Below are 17,642 nucleotides of genomic sequence, written 5' to 3' on the forward strand. Positions count from 1 at the left end.
GTCAGGTGGTGGCGGCCGAGGGGGTCCGGTCCGCGAGGACGAGGGCGTGCTGGACGACCGCCACGAGCACGTTCTTCACGGACTCGCGGTCCCGGGCGTCGCACATCAGCAGCTCCACCTCGGGATCCAGGTCGAGCGCGCCGCGCACGCTCTCCGCCGGGAACCGCTGGGCGCCCTCGAAGCAGTTGACGGCCACCGTGAAGGGGATGCCGCGCCGCTCGAAGTAGTCGATGGCGGCGAAGCTGTCCTCCAGGCGCCGGGTGTCCGCGAGGACGATCGCGCCCAGGGCCCCCTGGGCCAGCTCGTCCCAGAGGAACCAGAAGCGGTCCTGCCCCGGGGTGCCGAAGAGGTACAGGACGAGGTCCTCGCGGAGGGTGATCCGGCCGAAGTCCATGGCGACCGTGGTGGTCGTCTTGGTCTCGACGCCGTGCAGGTCGTCGACGGGCCGCCCCGCCTCGCTGAGCATCTCCTCCGTCCGCAGGGGCCTGATCTCGCTGACCGCGCCCACCAGTGTCGTCTTGCCGACCCCGAACCCGCCTGCGACGAGGATCTTCAGGGTCACCGGCTCGACGAAGGGCTTCTTGCGGCTAGAGCGCCCGAAGGCCATTGATCACCTCGCGAAGAATGCTCACGTCCGGCAGCTCGGCCGGCGGAACGGGGCGGGTCACATGGACGAGTTCGTCCTCGACGAGGTCGCCGACGAGGACCCTGACCACCCCGACGGGGAGGTCGAGTCCGGCGGCGAGCTCGGCGATCGACTGGGGCTGCTCGGAGCAGCGTTCGACGATCTCCACGTGTTCCGGGGAGAGGGTCTGGTCCCGGCCGGGGTCGTCGGCGGCGGGCTCGGGAACGACCACCGCGATCAGGTCGAGCCGGTGGCGGGTGGCGGCGCTCGTCCGGCCGCGGGTCATCGCGTACGGACGGACCACCGGCCCGGCCTCGTCGTCGAACCAGTGGTGCGGGCCGGGGGTCTGGCCCCGCTCCGGCCGGTTGCGATCGGCTGCGTCACTCATGCCGTCCCACTCACCCTCCCGAGGGCAGACCGGTCCGGGGAGCCGTCGTGAGGTGGGCCCCGACCCGCTTCACCATCAGCGTCATCTCGTAGGCGACCTGGCCGACGTCCGAGTCGGCGTCCGCGAGCACCGCCAGGCAGCTGCCGTCGCCGGCGGCCGTCACGAAGAGGAACGCGTCCTCCAGCTCGACGACGGTCTGGCGGACCTTGCCCGCCTCGAAGTGGCGGCCGACGCCCTTGGCGAGGCTGTGGAATCCGGAGGCCACGGCGGCGAGGTGCTCGCCGTCCTCCCGGGTCAGCTCCTGGGAGGCACCGGTGGGGAGTCCGTCGCTGGAGAGCACCAGGGCCTTCCGGATCGACCCGACGCGCTGGACGAGCTCGTCGAGGAGCCAGTTCAGCTCGCCGTTCCCGTGTCCGTGTCCGGAGGTCGTGCTGGGTGCTGCGGCGTTCGGTGCGGTCATCGACCGTCCCCCTCGGGTGTCGTTCCTGGTGCTGTCGGGTCGTCCGGCTCTGTGGTGTCCCGCCGGCCGCGCTGCCAGCCGCGCTGCATGGCGGCCATGCGCGCGCGTACCTCCTCGGCGTCGCGCTCGAAGGAGTCGGGTCCGTCGGACGGCGTCCCGGTGCCCGTACGGGCGTCGGCGCGGGTTCCCGCCCCGCGGCCGGCCGGCCCCTCGGCCTCGCGCAGCTGCGGCGCGAGGCTGGCCTGGCGGACCCGCCGCGGCAGGCCGCCGAACGGCTCCGGGCTCTCCGGCGGCACGGGACCCTCCGGTGGTACGGGTACGAGGGTGGGTCCGGCGCCCGGCGCCGGCAGCAGGCCCCGCCGGTCGTCCTGCGGGAGACTCCGCCGGTCCGCGTGCGGGAAGTCCGCCCGGTGGTCCTGCGGGTGCGCGCGGTCCGGCTGCGGCTGGGAGCGTTCGGCCGGCGCGTGGGCGCGGCCCGGCTGGGGGTGCGCGCGGTCCGGCTGCGCGTGGGCGCCGTCGGGCTCGTCGAGGCGGCGGCCGTGGTCCACGACGAGCGTCGGGGTGCGGCGGCGCGGCAGCTGCACGGGGACGAGGGTCGGGCCGTCGGCGGCCGCGTCCTGCTCGCCGCGGCCGGCCGTGCGGTCCGGGGCCTGCTCGTGCTGCTCGCCGGCGGGCGCGAGTCCGGTGCGGCGCCGGTCGCGGGGCCGGAAGAGGCCGCCGCGCTCGCTGTCGCTGTCGAGGAGGTCCGCGGACCGGTCGAGGAGGGCGTCGAAGTCCTCGGTGCCGAGTGGTGCCTCCAGCTCCACGGGGCCGTCCAGCGGTCCGGGGGCCTCGGTGACGTCCGGGACCTTCGTGAGGGCCGGCCTGCGGACGGGCAGGGTGCCGTCGGAGGACGTGTCGTCGGTCCGCCCGGGGCGTTCCAGGGTCTTGCGGTCGAGCCGGAATCCGGCGCCCTGGGTCTCGGGCGCGTCGGTGAGCAGCGCGGCCGGGATGAAGACGACCGCGGTGGTCCCTCCGTACGGGGAGGTCTGGAGCGAGACCCGGACGTTCTGGCGCTGGGCGAGACGGCTGACGACGAAGAGGCCGAGACGGTCGGTGTCGGAGAGCTCGAACTCGGGGGTCTCGGCGAGCCGGAGGTTGGCGTCGAGCAGGGCGTCGGGGTTCATTCCGAGGCCGCGGTCGTGGATCTCCAGGGTGAAGCCGTTGGCGACCCGCTCGCCGAGCACCTGGACGGCGGTGTGCGGGGGCGAGTACACGGTCGCGTTCTCGAGGAGTTCGGCGATGAGGTGGGTGAGGTCCGCGACCGCGGGGCCGCCCACGCCGAGGCGGGGCAGCCGGCGCACCTCGATCCGCTCGTAGTCCTCGACCTCGGCGACGGCGGCGCGGACGACGTCCATGAGCTGGACGGGCTTGCGCCACTGCCGGGAGGGGGCGGCGCCGGACAGGATGACGAGGCCCTCGGCGTGCCGGCGCATACGGGTGGTGAGGTGGTCGAGCCGGAAGAGGTCGGCCAGTTCGTCGGTGTCCTCCGTGCGCCGCTCCATGGTGTCGAGGAGCGTCAGCTGGCGGTGGAGCAGGACCTGGTTGCGGCGGGCCAGGTTGACGAACACCTCGGAGACGCCGCGCCGCAGTTCGGCCTGCTTGACGGCGGCCTCGACGGCCGCGCGCTGGAGGGTGTTGAGGGCCTGGCCGACCTGGCCGACCTCGTCCTCCCCGTACCGCAGGTGGGGCACCTCGGTGCCGACGTCGACCTGCTCGCCGGCGGCGAGGCGGCGCATGACGCTGGGCAGCCGGACGCCGGAGACCTCCTGGGCCTCCTTCTGCAGGCGGCGCAGGTCGCGGATGAGTTCGCGGCCGATGCGGACGGAGATGATGACCGAGGCGAGCAGGGCGAGGAAGCCGAGGACACCGGCGACGCCGACCTTGAGGAGGACGCTGTACGCGGCGGGCTGGACGCGGTCCTGGTAGCGGTCGCCGGCGGCGGTGTTCTCGCGGGCCAGGTCGTCGAGGACGGGGCTCGCCTGGTCCTGCCAGCGCTCGGCGGTGATGGCGCGCGGGCTGTCGGTGGGGCCCTCGTCGATGATCTCGTTCTCGGCCTTGCGCAGCGGCTGGGTGTCGGGGCTGCGCCAGTACTTCTCGAAGTGCTCGCGCTCGGCGGCGGGCAGGAGTTCGAGGTTGACCTCGTAGAACTGCTTGCGGTTGGCGACGAGGTCGGAGATCGCGCGGATCTCCTCGGTGGTGACGCGGTCCGCGACGAGCGCGGAGAGGACGAGGGCGTCCTCGCGGGAGAGCAGCTCCCGCGCGCGCGTGATGCCGACGAGGGCGCGGCCCTGCTTGTCCATCTCCACGTTCTCGAGGGCGTGGAGGGTGACGAGGAAGCTGTAGCAGGGGTCGACGAGCCGGTTGTAGAACTCGAGGGCCTGCATGCGGCCGATGCCGCGCTTCTCGACGGAGCGGCGCAGCGAGGCGAGGCCGTCGAGCGCGTCGAGGAGGGAGTTGAGCCTTTGGGTGGTGACGGGCCGCATCGTGTCGCGCACGCCGGGGTCGGCGGCGTTGGCGCGGATGCGGGCGATCTGCCGGTCGGTGGCGCGGCGGGTCTCCCGCAGGGAGGCGAGGGCGTCGGAGCCCCGGGGGTCGGCGAGGTAGACGAGCGACTGCCGGCGTTCGATCTGGATGACGCGGGCGGTGTCCTCCAGGGGGTAGCCGACCTTGTCGACGATGTAGCCGACGTCGAGGAGCTGGTTGGCCTCGCGGCCCGTCAGGACCGTGGCGAAACCCCAGAGTCCGGTGAGGGAGACGAGCGGTACGAGCAGCAACGCCACGATCTTCCTGCGGATGGACTTCCCGCGAAAGCGCATGGCCTCCCCCAGCTCGGCCCCCGTTGAGCCACGGGGGTCCTTCACGTTCGTGACGTCCGGCGTCAACACGCGGCGTCAACCTTGAATTTCAACAAACGGCGGCGCGAGCCTACTACTGCATCACGGCCATCCCGAAGGCGTGTCCGGGCTATTTTCAGCCTGTCGAGTGAGCGTTGATCATGAGATGTCCTGGTATTACGGGAGTTGGGATTGGTCACTGTGGCGTAGGACACCTGATGGTGTGCCATTTCTCCGGCCTGCGGGGATGGCTGGAACTGTTCGTTCCGCCAGGACTTGTCGTGCGTTCGTCCCCACCCGGGCGAAACCTTTTCCCTCTCTCGTGCGTCAATACGTACGGGGAGGGTTCTGTCCGTGTAAAGGGGCTCAAGACGGGCAGCCACCCCTGAAGTCGTTCAGTGGTGGGGAGTGACAGGACAATGGAACACGAGGCACGGTCGGCCCGGCAGTTGTGGGTGGAGGACGATCGGGGCCGACGGCGGATGCCCGATCCGGTGCGCAACGCCGCCGTACGGGCCGTGATGATCACCTCGGTGACACTCGTCCAGGGCGTGGTGGCCTTCTTCTGCACGGTCGCGGGCGCCTGGCTGGCGTTTCCGATGACCGTCACGGCGGTGGCCTCGACCGTCGTGGCCACCTGGAGCGTCCTCGACGTCTGGATCACCCGTCAGGTGTGGCGTCAGCGCAACGGCGTGGTGTCGGAGCCGAGCAGCACGGCGCGTCCGCCGATCCGGGCGCGGCGCGACGAGGGCCGTACGGAGGCGACGCCGCTCTCCGAAGCGGCGTGAACGGCTCCCGAGCGGCGTGAACGGCGCCGAATCGGTCTGAACCCGCTCCGAAGCGGCGTGAACCGGCTCCGAAGCGGTCTGAACAGCGGTGAGCGGCCCGGTCCCCGGTCGGGGGCCGGGCCGCTCACCGTCTGTACTAGCCCTTGTCCGTCGGCGCCGGGTCGTCGGACTGGTGGCGGCGGAACATCCGCGTCGCCGTGATCTCGCCGTGGATCGTCTCGCCCTCCGCGCCGGCCTGCGGCAGCCCCGGCCGCAGGTGCTCCTCCACGCTGATGTACTTCAGTCCGGCCCGCAGGTCCGCGTCGTTGCGCAGCCGGATCACCAGCGGGAACTCGGCGAGCGCGGTCGTGTCGAACAGGCCCGTCGTGTAGAGGAGCTGGACGCCCAGCGCGTCCGACACGGCCCGCTGGAGCTCCAGGAGGTACGTGGCGTTGGCGCGGCCGATCGGGTTGTCGAGGAACAGCGTGCCCGCGTGCCGGTGCTTGTCGCGGCCCCGGTCGTTGGAGCGGAGCGCCGCCATCGTGCAGTACAGGGCGATGGCGGCGGTGAGCAGCTGGCCGCCGGAGAAGACGTCGCCCATCTGCCCGACGGGAACCCGCTCGGCGCGCAGCACCGCGTCCGGCTTGAGGATCTCGACCGAGACGCCCTTGGGTTCGAGGGCCGCCTGGACGCCCCGGAGGAGCAGGGACATGCCGTCGCGCCGCAGGTCGGAGTTCTTCCTGACGGCGGCGCGGGTCGCCTCGTCGACGACCTCGCCGAGCCGCTCGGCGAGGGTGGCCTGGTCGGGCTCCTCGAAGCGGATCCGCAGGAACTCCTGCCCCGACCACTCGCCGAGGCCCTCGGGGAGCCGGGAGAGCCGCTGGGCGGAGCGGAGCGTCGCGAGCGAGGACTCCACGAGGCCGCGCAGCCGGTCCACGATCGAGTCCCGGTTGCGCTCCAGCTGCTCCAGCTCGTCGGTGAGGACCCGCAGCCGGGGCGCGAAGGCCTCGGCCCACTTGGCGGCGTGCTCGGGCAGCGCGGACGCGGGCAGTTCGCGGATCTGCTGGCGGGCGGGGGTGCGGACCTGCTCGTAGCGGGTGGAGTTGGCGTGCCGGACGAGGATGTCGCTGGCCTCGCGCACGGCGGCGTCGGCGCCGGACAGCTCGGCGGTGCAGCCGCGCAGCGCGCGCCGCGCCTCGGCGGCCGTCGTACGGGCCTCCTCCAGGGTGCCGGGGTACGCCTCGGTCTCCTCCCGCTCCTCGTCCGTGTGGTCGCGGAGCAGGTCCCTCAGCAGCGCCGCGGTCTCGTCGAAGCCGCCGGCCGCGTCCTCGGCGGCCCGGTGGTCCCGGAGCAGTCCGGCGTGGGCGGCGCGCGCCGACTCCAGGGCGTCGGTGCGGGAGGCGAGTTCGGTGGTCGCGGTACGGAGCAGGGCCTGGGCCCGCTCGGCGTCGGCGGGCACCAGGTCCTCGGGCAGCTCGGTGTGCGCCGCGCCGTCCTCGGGGGCCAGGCGCTCGGCCTCGCCGCGGAGGCGGCCGAGCTTCTCGCTCGCCTCCGAGGCGCGGGTCTCCAGCATCTGGACCAGGGCCTCGGCGCGGGCGGCGGCGGCCTGCCGGGACGGGCCGTCGGCGCCGTCGGTGGACTCCAGGAGCTGCTCGGCGCGGGTGCGGACCTTGTTGGTGAGGCGGTCGAGCTCGGCGAGGGCGGCGGACTCGTCGCTCTCGGCGCGGGCCTGCTCGGCGCGGAGGTCGGCGCCGACGCCGACCTTCTCGTACAGCTGGGACGCGGCCCGGTAGGCCTCGCGGAGGGTGGGGAGCGCGGCGCGGGGCGCGGCCGGGTCCACCTCGGGGAGGGTGTCGGGGGCGCCGGCGATCTCGGCGCGCTCTGCCCGCAGGGCGCGGGCGGTGCGGTGGGCGTCGTCGGCGGCGCGCTGGGTGGCGCGGCGGTCCTCGTCGGCGGCGCGGGCCCGCTCCAGGCAGGTCTGGGCACGGGCCTCGGCCTCGGTGGCGTCGTCGGCGAGTTCGCGGAGCTTGGCCTGCCAGGCGGACCGCTCGCGCAGCCGGAACGCGAGGCCCGCGAGGGCGTCGGCGACGCGGCGGGCGCGCTGGGCGGCCTCCTGGCGCTCGTCCCGGAGCCGGGCGGCTTCGGCGGCGGCCTCGTCGGTCTCCGTACGGGCCGTGCGGGCCTCGTCGAGGGTGGCGGCCGCGGCCTCGGCGGTCTCGCGGGCGGTCGTGGCGACGGACGCGAGCTCGGCGAGCATCCCGGGCGGGCAGTCGGCGCGCCAGGCGCCGATCCGGGAGGCGAGGGCGCGGTCGCCGGCGAGGCGGGCGGCGAGGCTGCGGATCTCCTCGTCGCGGGCGGTCGCGCGGGCGCGCAGTGCGTGCCGCTCCTCGTCGGCCGCGTGCTCGTCGTGCATGGCCGGGTTCGGCGGGACGAGGAAGACGCCCGTGTCCTCGGACGGTTCCTGAGCCGGTACGGGGGCGAGCAGGGCGGCGGCGGTGCCGACGGCGACGGCGGAGCGGGGCAGCAGGGCGGCGGTGCCGAGGACCTCGCGCGCGCGTCCGTACGAGACGGGGTCGGTGATCACGACGCCGTCGACGAGCTCGGGGCGGGCGGCGAGGACCCGGGCGTGGTCGGCGGGGTCCACGGCCTGGGCGAGGTAGCGCCAGCCGGGGAGGGCGGGGATGCCGTGCTCGCCGAGGTACTCGACGGTGGCGAGGACGTCGGGGCCGGGCGGCAGCAGGCCGCCGTCGCCGAGGGCGCCGAGGATGCGGGAGTCGTCGGCGGCGGCGGTGCGGAGTTCGAAGAGCTGGCGCTCGGCGGAGCCGACGGCCTGGTCGAGCAGGCCGCGCAGCTCGTCGGCGTACCGGTCGAATTCGGTGACCGTGAGGGGTCCCTGGGGCTCCGAGTGCGGACCGGCGTCCTCTTCGGGTTCGGCGCCGGAGGCGGTGGCGGCGCGCTGGCCCGGGAGCGGGGAGCCGGCGGCCGGGAGGCTGAGGAGTTCGGCGAGGCGCTCCTCGGAGGCGAGGGACTCGGCGGCGCGGCGCTCCGCGTCGTAGGCGTTCCCGGCGGCCTCTGCGGCGTCCGCGGCGCGGGCGGCGGCGAGTTCGGCGCGGGACTCCGCGCCGGCGGCCTCACGCGCGCGCTCGGCCGCGGTGCGGGCGGCGTCGCGGGCCGTGTCCCAGGCGGCGACGGTCGTCTTCTCGGCGTCGCTCGCGGCGAGGGCGGCGCGGGCGGGGTCGGCGTCGGGCGCGGTGTCGTCGAGCCAACCGGCCCGGACGGCCTCGGCGGTCTCCTGCTCGACCTCGGCGAGCCGCTGGCGCAGGTGGCCGGCCTCGCTGCGGGCGCGCTGGGCCTCGGTGGCGGCGGCGGTGGCGTCGCGGTGGGCGGTCTCGCTCGCGTCCTGGAGGGCGGTGGAGCGTTCCTCCTCCTCGGCCGCGTGGCGCTCGCCCTCCTCGGCGGCGGCGGCGAGGGCCCGTACGAGATCGGCGGCGGCCTCGGCGCGGGCGGCCAGGGCGGGGGCGGCGTCGCGCTCGGCCTCGCGGATGGCGGCGGCCACGCGCGCGGAGCGGTCGCCCGCGGCGCGGTGACGCAGCACCGCCTCGGCCGCCTGCCAGGCGGAGTGCAGGGTGCGGGCGTCGGTGAGTTCGCGGCGCTGGGCGGCGGCGCCCTTCTCGGCGGCGGTCAGGGCCAAGGAGGCGTGCCGGTAGGCGAGTTCGGCGGCGATGAGGGAGCTGCGGCTCCGGGCGGTCTCGGCCTCGGCGACGGCGTGCCCGGCCGAGGTGACCTGCTGGGCGAGTTCGGCGGCGCGGCCGCGCTCCTGGGCGGCGCGGGCGGAGAGCCGGCGGGCGAGCGTGCGGGTGCGGCGCTCGGCGCCCGCGTGGACCTCGCGCGCGTGGGCGCGGGTCCCGGCGGCCTCGACGATCCGGCCGAGGAGGTCCACGGAGCCGGCCGTGAAGTCGCGCTCGGCGGTCAGTTCGGCGCGGCGGCCCAGCTTGTTGCCGAAGCCGCCGACGAGGTCGGCGAGGCCGTCGGTGTCGCGGGTGTCGGTGACGGCGCGCAGCAGGAGGTCGGTGAAGTCGGAGTCCTTCTTGACCGCGAAGAGGCCGGCGGCCTCGCCCTCGTCGGCGTTCATCTCGCGCTGGTAGCGGAAGAGTTCGGGGTCGAGGCCGAGGTCGCCGAGGTGCTCGTTCCAGCGGTCGTGGATCTCCTCCCAGACCACCTCCAGGTGCGGGTACGCCTTCCCGGCCTCGGTGAGCGCGTCGCGGAAGCCCTTCATGGTGCGGCGGCGGCCGGTCGCTCCGGAGGCGCCCTCGACGGGCGGGCGGACGGAGGTCGCCTCGGCGACGGGGAGGTTGTCCAGGCTGAGCCCGGGGCCGGGACGGAAGGAGTACCAGGCCTCGGCGAACTTCCGCGGGTCGTTCGAGACCTGCCGGCCGCGCCACTCGCTGGCCTTGCCGACGACGACGAGTTCGCCGGTGAGGGTGTGCTGCCACTCCAGGGCCACGTGGCCGCAGTCGTCGGCGAGGAGGAACTTGCGCAGCACGCCGGAGCTGGCGCCGCCGAGGGTGTTGCGGTGGCCGGGGAGCATCACCGAGAAGATCAGCTTGAGGAGGACGGACTTGCCGCCGCCGTTCTCCAGGAAGAGCACGCCCGCGGGGGCCGGGCGGCGCGGCGGGCCGACCGGTTCCTCCTCGAAGAACTCCGCCTGGGTGGGGGCGGGGTGGGGCACGGGTGCGCCGACTCCGCGCAGGTCCAGGACGGTGTCGGCGTAGCGCGCACCGGCGGGGCCGATGGAGTAGAGGCGGACCCGGGACAGCTCGTACATGCGGCGGACTCTCGTACTGGAAGTGGTCGGTGGCGCGGGGCGGTTACGCGTGGAACGGGAGTCCCGCGTCGGCAGCGAGCTCCAGGTCGTCGCCCTCGGGCGGCGGGAGGAGGGTCGCGGAGCCGTCGCTGACGGGGACGACGCCGAGTTCGAGGAGCTCGGCCATGGCGGCGGAGCCGGCCATGTCACGGACCTGGAGCTGGTAGCGGGCGGTGGTGCGGTAGGAGCCGCCGCCCTCGTCGCCGGTGCGCTGGAGGAAGCCGGAGTCGGTGAGGAACGCGGCCGCCTTGCCGACGATGCCGGTGGTGGAGCCGGCGAGGCGGCGGGCGTCCTTGGTGGCTCCGGTGGCGCTGCGGCGGGCGTAGATCCGCCAGGCGGCCTCCAGGCCGGGGGCGTCGGAGGCCGGGTCGGTGTTCTCGCCCTGCTCCTCGGCGCGCTGTTCGAGACGCAGACAGGCCTGGCGTACGAAGGCGTCGACGCCGTTGACCGTGAGGCGGCCGATGTACGCGTCGTCGGCGAGGTCCTCGGGCCGGGGGAAGGCCATGGCGGCGACCGCGAGGTGGGCCAGGCCGTGCAGGAACCGGTCGGCGGAGTCCGTGGAGGCGCGACGGGCGTAGTCGCCCATGCGGACGGCGAAGACGGAGTCCTCGCCCGCCGTGACGGCCATCCCCGCGCGCGGGGACACTTCCAGGACGACGAGGCCGAGGCCGGTGGCGACGGCGTCGGCGAGGCGCGCGAAGGCGGGGTCCTCGCGGTAGCGGCGCAGGAGCTCGGTGTACTCGGCGTCGCGGGCCGGGAGCAGCTTGGGCTGGAGTCCGAACGAGACGAGCCGGGCCGCGTCGGCGGCGTCCGCGGGGGTGACGGCGGAGGAGGCGGAGACGGCCGGGGGCTGCGGGGGCTCCTGCTCGCTCCACGCGTCGGCGTACTCGGCGTGGGTTTCGCTCACGGCTGGGGCTCCTCGGTACGGCTCTCGGTCGGTTCGGCGCGGGGGGCTGGGCGGGGTACGGGCAGCGGGACGGGGGTGACGGCCGCGGGGGCGACGGCGGGGCCGGGGCGCTCGGCGGGTGCGGGCGGCGCGTCCGTGAGCCGCACGGCGCGCACGGACGGGAGGTCCCGGCGCCGCGTGGGCGGGGTGCGGGAGGGCTCCGGTACCGACACGGTCCCGAACCGGGGCCGGGTGGGGGGCTGCGGCGCGGGCGCGTCCTGGGCGGGCTCGTCATCGGCGGCGGGCGCGGGTGCGTCCCCGGTGCCGGGCGCGGGCTCGTCGGCGGTGCCGGGCGCGGGCTCGTCGGCGGTGCCGGGCTCGTTCTCGGCGGCGGGTTCGGTGGGGTTCGTTACGGGTACGGCGGTGAGGTCCGTCGCGGGCGCGGGGACCGTGAGCTCGAAGGCGGTGGGCTCGGCAGCGGTGGGCTCGGCGGCGGTCACGGTGGGCTCCGTGGCCGGTGCCGGGACGGACACCGAGTCCTCCGCCGATGCGGGTGCCGGGACGGACGCCGGGTCCTCCGCCGATGCGGGCGCCGGTGAGACGAGGGTCACGAAGCCTCCGTGCGGTCGGCGGCCATGCCCGCCGCGTCGAGCAGGGCCGTACCGACGATCAGGTCGGCGCCGCCGAACTCGGGGTCGTCGAGCGGGGTGCCGTCGTCGACGGCGAAGAGGAGCCGCTCCTCGCCCTGGCGGTAGGCGGTGCCGACCGGGGGGCTCGCCGCGTGGACGGCGAGGAGGGCGACGAGGTACGGAAGGTCGGCGTCGAGGCCCCGGGCCTCGGCGAGGAGGCCGGAGAGGCGGCGCGGGGCGTCGTGCTCCAGGTCGAGCAGGCGCATGGCGCTCGCGAGCTGCTCCTCGCTGAAGCGGGAGTCGTCGGGGGTCGCGATGAGGTCGGGCTCGGGCATCTCCGCGCCGAGGTGCTCGCGCTCGACGGGCGGGGTGAGGAGCAGGTCGACGAGGTCGCCCAGGCGGACGGAGGCGGGGGTGCGCAGTCCGGTGCCGCGGGCGAAGAAGGCGTCGGTGACGCGGGTGGCCTGTTCGACGGGGAGCGGCAGGACGGGGGCGACCAGCTGCCCGTACAGATCGAGTCCCGTGTACGCGGTGGGGGCGGCGAAGGCCTGCCGGTCCTGCTCGGCGCGGAAGAGCGGCCCGGCCTCCAGGAGGCGGGACTGGAGCTGGGTGTGGCGCCGGATGCAGTCCTTGACTATGTCGACGAGCTCGGCCGCGCGCCGCTTGTGCTCCGCCGTCTTGGCGTCGGACGTGGCCTCGGCCTCGTCGCGGGCCTTGCGGATGTTGGTGAGGATCGCGTTCTCGTGGCGGTAGCGGTCGGCCACGTGGTCGAGCGCCTCGGCGATCATGTCGGGGACCGTGTGGAGCCAGTCGACGGCGCGGACGTTGCGCCGGGTGGCCTCCAGGGTCTTGCGGAGGGTCTCGGCGTACTGCACGGTCCGGTAGCGCGCCTGCTCGGCGGCGAGCTGGGCGTCGGCGAGCCTGCCCCGGTTGATGAGGACCTCCAGCTTCACCTCGGCGGCGATCTGGGCGCTGGTGACGTCGGTGTCGAGGGCTCCGACGAGGACGTTGACCGCTTCGTCGGTGGTGCGGAGGTAGACCCCGCCACCGTAGCCCGGGACCTCTTCGATGAGCTTGAAGTCGTAGTCCCTGCGGACGTAGACGCCGTCGGTGCCGAAGGTGCCGTAGACGGCGCGGAAGCCTCGGTCGACGCTGCCGACGTTGATCAGGTTCTCCAGGACCCAGCGGGCCACGCGCTCGTGCTCGGCGGCGGGGCGGGTGGGGGCCTGGGCGGCGACGCGGGGCAGCAGGCGGGAGACGATCTGCTCGTGGTCAGCGCCGGTGTCGAAGTCCATGTTCAGCGTGATGAGGTCGATCGCGGCGAGGGCAACCTCGGCCATCGCGTAGATCGTGTACTCGCCGGCCAGGTTCGCCTTGCGGGCGTCGAGGTCGTGCAACGGGGCGGTGCACGCGAGCGCGCGGAGGCGCCGCGCGAGCCCCTCGTCGGCGGCCGGGCCCTGCGCGGGGCGCGGCCCCGCGCTGAGCTGGGGCGGAGCGAGGTCCGTCGAGGCAGGCGAAGTCACGGTGGACAGATTAGGTCCTCACCCTGACAACGGTCGAAACGGCGCAGATGCGACCGGCTCCCTCGGTAGCCTCGTACGAGCTCTGCCGTCAGCCGGTGGGGCCCGTCGGATCGTCGACCGCCTGGGCGTAGGCGGCGGTGACGCGGGTGCGGGAGTCGTCGAGGTAGCGGGCGAGGAGTCGCTCCGCCGAGGCCCTCTCACCGGCGCGCAGCGCATCCAGAATCTCCCGGTTCCTCCGGAGGTAGGGCTCGTGCAGGGCGCGCGGGTCGTCGACGACGTGGAAGGCGAGGCGGAGTTCGGCCAGGACGCCGCGCATCAGTTCGTCGGTGCGCGCGCTGCCCGCGAGGGCGACGAGTTCGCGGTGGAAGTGGATGTTGGCCGTGGAGACGCCCGTCCAGTCCTCGGCGCGGGCCGCGGCCTCTCCCTCGGCGACGGCGGCGACGAGGCCGTCGACGGCGAACGGCGGCTGCCCCAGGCCCCGCACGACGGCGCACTCGACGAGCCGCCGGGTGCGGTAGATGTCGTCCACGTCACCGACGGCGAGGACGCGGACGAAGACGCCCCGGTTGAGTTCGTGGACGAGCAGACGCTCGTGGGTGAGGAGCCGGAAGGCCTCGCGGAGTGTGTTGCGGGACACACCGAGGGCGCCGCCGATGCTCTCCTCGGAGAGCCGCGCGCCGGGCGGGAAGTAGCCCTCCGCGATCCGGGTGCGCAGGATGTCCGCGACCCGCTCCGCCGTGCTCGTGCGCCCCAGGAGCACACGGTCGTCCGTCAGCCCGCCGGCTCCACTCACGTCCACAGCGCCTCGCCTCTTCCGTCGTCCGCGGCCGAGTCAACCGCAGAAACCGGGAAGCGACAACACACCTCTTGTCGGATCGTTGAACAATCCTCTACCTTGACGGCACCGCACGGTTCTTCGGCACGTCTCTCCGGCACGCTCCTCCCTCTCCTGCGAGGTGCAGATGAGCACGACACAGACCCGGCAGCACTCCCAGGGCGAACGGCCCGACGACACGGGCGCGTTCGCCTGGCTGCGCGCCCTCGGGCCACGCGGCCGACGCGCCTTCGGCGGCGCTTTCGGCGGATACGCCCTGGATTCCTACGACTTCTTCACCCTGCCCCTGTCGATGGTGGCCATCGCCGCCTCCTTCGGCCTCGACAAGGGCCAGACCGGCCTCCTGACCACCGTCACCCTCGTCGTCTCGGCGGTCGGCGGCGCGCTCGCCGGCGTCCTCGCCGACCGCGTCGGCCGGGTGAAGGCGCTGATGCTCACGGTCGTCACGTACGCGCTCTTCACCGTGCTCTGCGGCTTCGCGCCGAACTACGAGACCCTGCTGGTCTTCCGGGCGCTCCAGGGCCTGGGCTTCGGCGGCGAGTGGGCCGTCGGCGCGATCCTGGTGGCCGAGTACGCCTCCGCCGGGCACCGGGGCCGGACGCTCGGCGCAGTCCAGAGCGCCTGGGCGGCCGGGTGGGCGCTCGCGGTGCTCGCGTACACCCTGGTGTTCCAGTGGGCCGATGCCGACCTCGCCTGGCGGATCCTCTTCTGGACGGGCGCGCTGCCCGCGCTCCTCGTCGTCTACGTACGGCGGAACGTGGAGGACGCCCCGCAGGCGGCCGAGGCACGCCGGGCCGGAGCCGGGCGCGGGTCGTTCCGCGCCGTGTTCCGTCCCGGCCTGCTGCGCACCACGCTCTTCGCGATCCTGCTCTCGACCGGAGTCCAGGGCGGCTACTACACGCTCGCCACCTGGGTGCCGACCTTCCTGAAGACCGAGCGCGGTCTGACCGTGGTCGGCACCGGCGGCTATCTGACCCTGCTGATCTCCGGAGCCTTCACCGGATATCTGACCGGCGGATACCTCACCGACCGGCTCGGCAGGAAGAAGAACATCGCCCTGTTCGCCGTGCTGTCCGCGGTTTCCGTCCTCGCGTACACCCACATCCCCGCCGGGGCGAACACCCTGCTCCTGCTGCTCGGCTTCCCGCTCGGCTTCTGCATGTCGGCCATCTTCAGCGGCTTCGGCTCCTTCCTCGCCGAGCTGTACCCGACGCCGGTGCGCGGCACGGGGCAGGGGCTCACGTACAACACGGGGCGCGCGGTCGGGGCCGTCTTCCCGGCCCTGGTCGGCTTCCTCGCGGAGGGCTGGGGCGTGGGCGGGGCACTGGTCTTCGGGGCCGTCGGCTACGGCCTGGCCGTCCTCGCCCTGCTCGGACTGCCCGAGACCCGCGGGAGGGAACTCGTATGACCCGCGGGAGGGAACTCGCATGAAGGGGAGGGCGGTTCCCGATCCGCGCGAGCACGACCGCCACCGCGTCCCCGTCCCGGACGGACGAGGCGCCGACACGTACCACCGCACCACCAGGTGAGAGAGGAAACACCCCATGACCTGGGTCCCGATCGATCTCAACGCCGATCTCGGCGAGGGCTTCGGCCGCTGGACGCTGACCGACGACGAACAGCTCCTGTCCGTCGTCACCAGTGCCAACGTGGCCTGCGGCTTCCACGCCGGGGACGCGGCCACCATGCGGCGGGTGTGCGAGCTCGCGGCGGCACGCGGGGTACGGATCGGGGCCCAGGTGTCCTACCGCGACCTGGCAGGCTTCGGGCGGCGCGCGATGGACGTCCCGGCGGCGGAGCTGGCCGCCGAGGTGGCGTACCAGATCGGCGCCCTGGAGGTGTTCGCCCGGGCCGCGGGCTCGCGGGTCTCGTACGTGAAGCCGCACGGGGCGCTCTACAACCGGGTGGTCCGGGACGACGAGCAGGCCGCGGCCGTCGTCGACGGCGTGCTGCTCGCGGACCGGACGCTGCCGGTCCTCGGGCTGCCGGGGTCCCGGCTGCACGAGGCCGCCGCGGCGGCCGGGCTCCCGGTCGTCGCCGAGGCCTTCGGCGACCGGGCCTACCGGGCGGACGGGTCCCTGCTGCCACGGGGGCAGGAGGGGGCCGTCGTCACGGATCCGGACGAGGTCGTCGAACGGGCGGTGTCCATGGCCCGGTTCGGGGTCGTCACGGCGCACTGCGGGAGCTCCGTCCCCGTACGGGCACGGTCGCTCTGCCTGCACGGGGACACCGCGGGGGCGGTGGGCCTCGCCCGGCGGGTCCGGGCGCAGCTGGAAGCCTCCGGCGTGCGCGTGGAGGCCTTCGCGTGAGGGTGCTGAGGGTGGGCGACCGGGCCCTCCTGGTGGAACTGGACGGAGGCGGGGCGGCCGAGGCCTTCCACGCCGAGCTGCTGCGGCGGCGGACGGCCGGTGCGCTCCCCGCCGTACGGGAGATCGTGCCGGCTGCGCGGACGGTGCTCCTCGACGGAGTGGACGATCCGGAGCGGCTGGCGGCCGAGCTGACCCGCTGGGAGCCGGCACCGCTCCACGCGCGCGTGGGCGAGGCCGTCGAGGTGCCGGTCCGGTACGACGGGCCCGACCTGGCGGAGGTCGCCGCGCTCTGGGGGGTGTCCGTGGAGGCGGCGGTGCGGATCCACACGGCGACCGAGTTCCGGGTCGCCTTCTGCGGGTTCGCGCCCGGCTTCGGCTATCTGACGGGGCTAGGCGAGCGGTACGAGGTGCCGCGCCGGGCCACTCCGCGCACGGCCGTCCCGGCCGGGTCGGTCGCCCTGGCCGGCCCGTACACGGGCGTGTACCCGCGCTCCTCCCCCGGCGGCTGGCAGCTGATCGGCACCACGGACGTGGTGCTGTGGGACGCCGGGCGGGACCCGGCCGCGCTGCTCACGCCCGGCACCCGGGTCCGGTTCACGGCGGGGGGCGGACGATGAGCGACCGGGCCGTCGCCGTGGTCCGGGGCGGGGCGCTGACGACCGTGCAGGACCTGGGGCGCGCGGGGTACGCGCACCTCGGCGTGCCCCGCTCGGGCGCCCTCGACCCGGCGGCCGTACGGCTCGTCAACCGGCTCGTCGGCAACGCGGAGGACGCGGCGGTCCTGGAGACCACCGTCAGCGGGTGCGCGCTGCGGCCCCGGTGCGCGGTGACCGTGGCGGTGGGCGGCGCGCCGTGCCCGGTCCGGGTGGACGGCCGTCCGGCCGCCTGGGGGACGGCGGTACGGGTCGGGGCCGGGTCGGTCCTGGAGGTCGGCGCGGCCGTGCGCGGGCTGCGCTCTTACGTGGCGTTCGGCGGCGGGATCGCCGTCGCCCCGGTGCTCGGCAGCCGCTCCACCGACCTGCTGTCGGGTCTCGGCCCGGCGCCGCTGACGGAGGGGGCGGTGCTGCCGCTGGGAACTGCCAGGGCCGTACGGGGGCCGGTCGACGCTCCCCCCTGGCCGGGCCCGCCGGCCGAACTCGTCCTGCGGGTCCGGCCGGGCCCCCGGGACGACTGGTTCACGGGTGCGGCGCTCCGCACCTTCACCACGCGCGCGTACCGGGTGTCCCCGGCGAGCAACCGGATCGGGCTGCGGCTCGACGGGCCGTCCCTGGAGCGGGCCGTGCCGGGCGAGCTGGCGAGCGAGGGCATGGTCCTGGGCGCCGTGCAGGTGCCGCCGGACGGGCGCCCGGTGGTGTTCCTGGCGGACCACCCGACGACCGGGGGCTATCCGGTGGTCGCGGTGGTGCGGGAGGCCGACCTGGGGGCGGCGGCGCAGGCCGTCCCGGGGACGCCGGTGCGGTTCGTGCCGGTGCGCTGACGG

14 protein-coding genes are annotated in these 17,642 nt (G+C 74.9%); 5 read left to right on the forward strand and 9 right to left on the reverse strand.

The window, feature by feature from the left end; translation table 11 throughout:
* Position 1 precedes the first annotated feature (1 nt).
* Genes ACN9M0_RS04985 through ACN9M0_RS05000 form a run of 4 tightly spaced genes read right to left on the reverse strand, consistent with a single transcriptional unit; the run spans position 2 to position 4,331 of the window.
* Positions 2 to 607 carry a GTP-binding protein gene (locus ACN9M0_RS04985; protein ID WP_366042071.1) on the reverse strand — a complete coding sequence of 202 codons (606 nt, stop codon included), beginning with the start codon at positions 605 to 607 and terminating at the stop codon, positions 2 to 4.
* Positions 588 to 1,013 (reverse strand): DUF742 domain-containing protein, encoded by a 426-nt coding sequence (locus ACN9M0_RS04990; protein WP_366042069.1) that lies wholly within the window; start codon positions 1,011 to 1,013, stop codon positions 588 to 590. Before ACN9M0_RS04990 ends, ACN9M0_RS04985 begins: the two co-directional genes overlap by 20 nt.
* Positions 1,014 to 1,023: 10 nt before the next feature.
* Positions 1,024 to 1,473: a roadblock/LC7 domain-containing protein gene (locus ACN9M0_RS04995; RefSeq protein ID WP_189804304.1), complete on the reverse strand. Its 450-nt coding sequence runs from the start codon at positions 1,471 to 1,473 to the stop codon at positions 1,024 to 1,026.
* On the reverse strand, positions 1,470 to 4,331 hold the full coding sequence (locus ACN9M0_RS05000; RefSeq protein ID WP_426403185.1) for a nitrate- and nitrite sensing domain-containing protein: 2,862 nt from the start codon (positions 4,329 to 4,331) through the stop codon (positions 1,470 to 1,472). Before ACN9M0_RS05000 ends, ACN9M0_RS04995 begins: the two co-directional genes overlap by 4 nt.
* A 437-nt stretch (positions 4,332 to 4,768) precedes the next feature.
* Here ACN9M0_RS05000 and ACN9M0_RS05005 point away from each other — a divergent pair, with 437 nt between their 5' ends.
* A complete protein-coding gene (locus ACN9M0_RS05005; protein ID WP_366042066.1) occupies positions 4,769 to 5,137 on the forward strand; it encodes a hypothetical protein in 369 nt (122 codons plus the stop codon).
* Between the two features lie 136 nt (positions 5,138 to 5,273).
* On the opposite strand, the gene ACN9M0_RS05010 is transcribed toward ACN9M0_RS05005, so the two are convergent.
* The 5 genes from ACN9M0_RS05010 to ACN9M0_RS05030 form a co-directional block, all read right to left on the reverse strand.
* Positions 5,274 to 9,941, reverse strand: coding sequence for a hypothetical protein (locus tag ACN9M0_RS05010; protein WP_399699509.1), 4,668 nt, complete (start codon positions 9,939 to 9,941; stop codon positions 5,274 to 5,276).
* 43 nt (positions 9,942 to 9,984) lie between these two features.
* A complete protein-coding gene (locus ACN9M0_RS05015; protein ID WP_366042465.1) occupies positions 9,985 to 10,887 on the reverse strand; it encodes a hypothetical protein in 903 nt (300 codons plus the stop codon).
* On the reverse strand, positions 10,884 to 11,477 hold the full coding sequence (locus ACN9M0_RS05020) for a hypothetical protein (RefSeq protein ID WP_426403186.1): 594 nt from the start codon (positions 11,475 to 11,477) through the stop codon (positions 10,884 to 10,886). The genes ACN9M0_RS05015 and ACN9M0_RS05020 overlap by 4 nt, the downstream gene beginning before the upstream one ends.
* On the reverse strand, positions 11,474 to 13,018 hold the full coding sequence (locus ACN9M0_RS05025) for a hypothetical protein (RefSeq protein WP_366042467.1): 1,545 nt from the start codon (positions 13,016 to 13,018) through the stop codon (positions 11,474 to 11,476). The genes ACN9M0_RS05020 and ACN9M0_RS05025 overlap by 4 nt, the downstream gene beginning before the upstream one ends.
* 88 nt (positions 13,019 to 13,106) lie before the next feature.
* Positions 13,107 to 13,817, reverse strand: coding sequence for a GntR family transcriptional regulator (locus tag ACN9M0_RS05030; RefSeq protein ID WP_426403187.1), 711 nt, complete (start codon positions 13,815 to 13,817; stop codon positions 13,107 to 13,109).
* Between the two features lie 163 nt (positions 13,818 to 13,980).
* Here ACN9M0_RS05030 and ACN9M0_RS05035 point away from each other — a divergent pair, with 163 nt between their 5' ends.
* The 4 genes from ACN9M0_RS05035 (at position 13,981) to ACN9M0_RS05050 (ending at position 17,639) form a co-directional block, all read left to right on the forward strand.
* Positions 13,981 to 15,261 (forward strand): MFS transporter, encoded by a 1,281-nt coding sequence (locus ACN9M0_RS05035; RefSeq protein WP_366042469.1) that lies wholly within the window; start codon positions 13,981 to 13,983, stop codon positions 15,259 to 15,261.
* A gap of 136 nt (positions 15,262 to 15,397) precedes the next feature.
* A complete protein-coding gene (locus ACN9M0_RS05040; protein ID WP_399699516.1) occupies positions 15,398 to 16,162 on the forward strand; it encodes a LamB/YcsF family protein in 765 nt (254 codons plus the stop codon).
* Positions 16,159 to 16,779 (forward strand): 5-oxoprolinase subunit PxpB, encoded by a 621-nt coding sequence (gene pxpB / locus ACN9M0_RS05045; protein ID WP_399699518.1) that lies wholly within the window; start codon positions 16,159 to 16,161, stop codon positions 16,777 to 16,779. Before ACN9M0_RS05040 ends, pxpB begins: the two co-directional genes overlap by 4 nt.
* Positions 16,776 to 17,639 (forward strand): biotin-dependent carboxyltransferase family protein, encoded by an 864-nt coding sequence (locus ACN9M0_RS05050; RefSeq protein ID WP_426403188.1) that lies wholly within the window; start codon positions 16,776 to 16,778, stop codon positions 17,637 to 17,639. Before pxpB ends, ACN9M0_RS05050 begins: the two co-directional genes overlap by 4 nt.
* Positions 17,640 to 17,642: the final 3 nt, after the last annotated feature.

Origin of the sequence: Streptomyces sp. R-07, assembly GCF_049913175.1 — a bacterium.
Classification (GTDB): domain Bacteria; phylum Actinomycetota; class Actinomycetes; order Streptomycetales; family Streptomycetaceae; genus Streptomyces.

Excerpts from the sequence above, each read along its gene's own strand:
- ACN9M0_RS04985 (WP_366042071.1), bottom strand. The coding sequence starts at position 607 with ATGGCCTTCGGGCGCTCTAGCCGCAAGAAGCCCTTCGTCGAGCCGGTG.
- ACN9M0_RS04990 (WP_366042069.1), bottom strand. The coding sequence starts at position 1,013 with ATGAGTGACGCAGCCGATCGCAACCGGCCGGAGCGGGGCCAGACCCCC.
- ACN9M0_RS04995 (WP_189804304.1), bottom strand. The coding sequence starts at position 1,473 with ATGACCGCACCGAACGCCGCAGCACCCAGCACGACCTCCGGACACGGA.
- ACN9M0_RS05000 (WP_426403185.1), bottom strand. The coding sequence starts at position 4,331 with ATGCGCTTTCGCGGGAAGTCCATCCGCAGGAAGATCGTGGCGTTGCTG.
- ACN9M0_RS05005 (WP_366042066.1), top strand. The coding sequence starts at position 4,769 with ATGGAACACGAGGCACGGTCGGCCCGGCAGTTGTGGGTGGAGGACGAT.
- ACN9M0_RS05010 (WP_399699509.1), bottom strand. The coding sequence starts at position 9,941 with ATGTACGAGCTGTCCCGGGTCCGCCTCTACTCCATCGGCCCCGCCGGT.
- ACN9M0_RS05035 (WP_366042469.1), top strand. The coding sequence starts at position 13,981 with ATGAGCACGACACAGACCCGGCAGCACTCCCAGGGCGAACGGCCCGAC.
- ACN9M0_RS05040 (WP_399699516.1), top strand. The coding sequence starts at position 15,398 with ATGACCTGGGTCCCGATCGATCTCAACGCCGATCTCGGCGAGGGCTTC.
- ACN9M0_RS05050 (WP_426403188.1), top strand. The coding sequence starts at position 16,776 with ATGAGCGACCGGGCCGTCGCCGTGGTCCGGGGCGGGGCGCTGACGACC.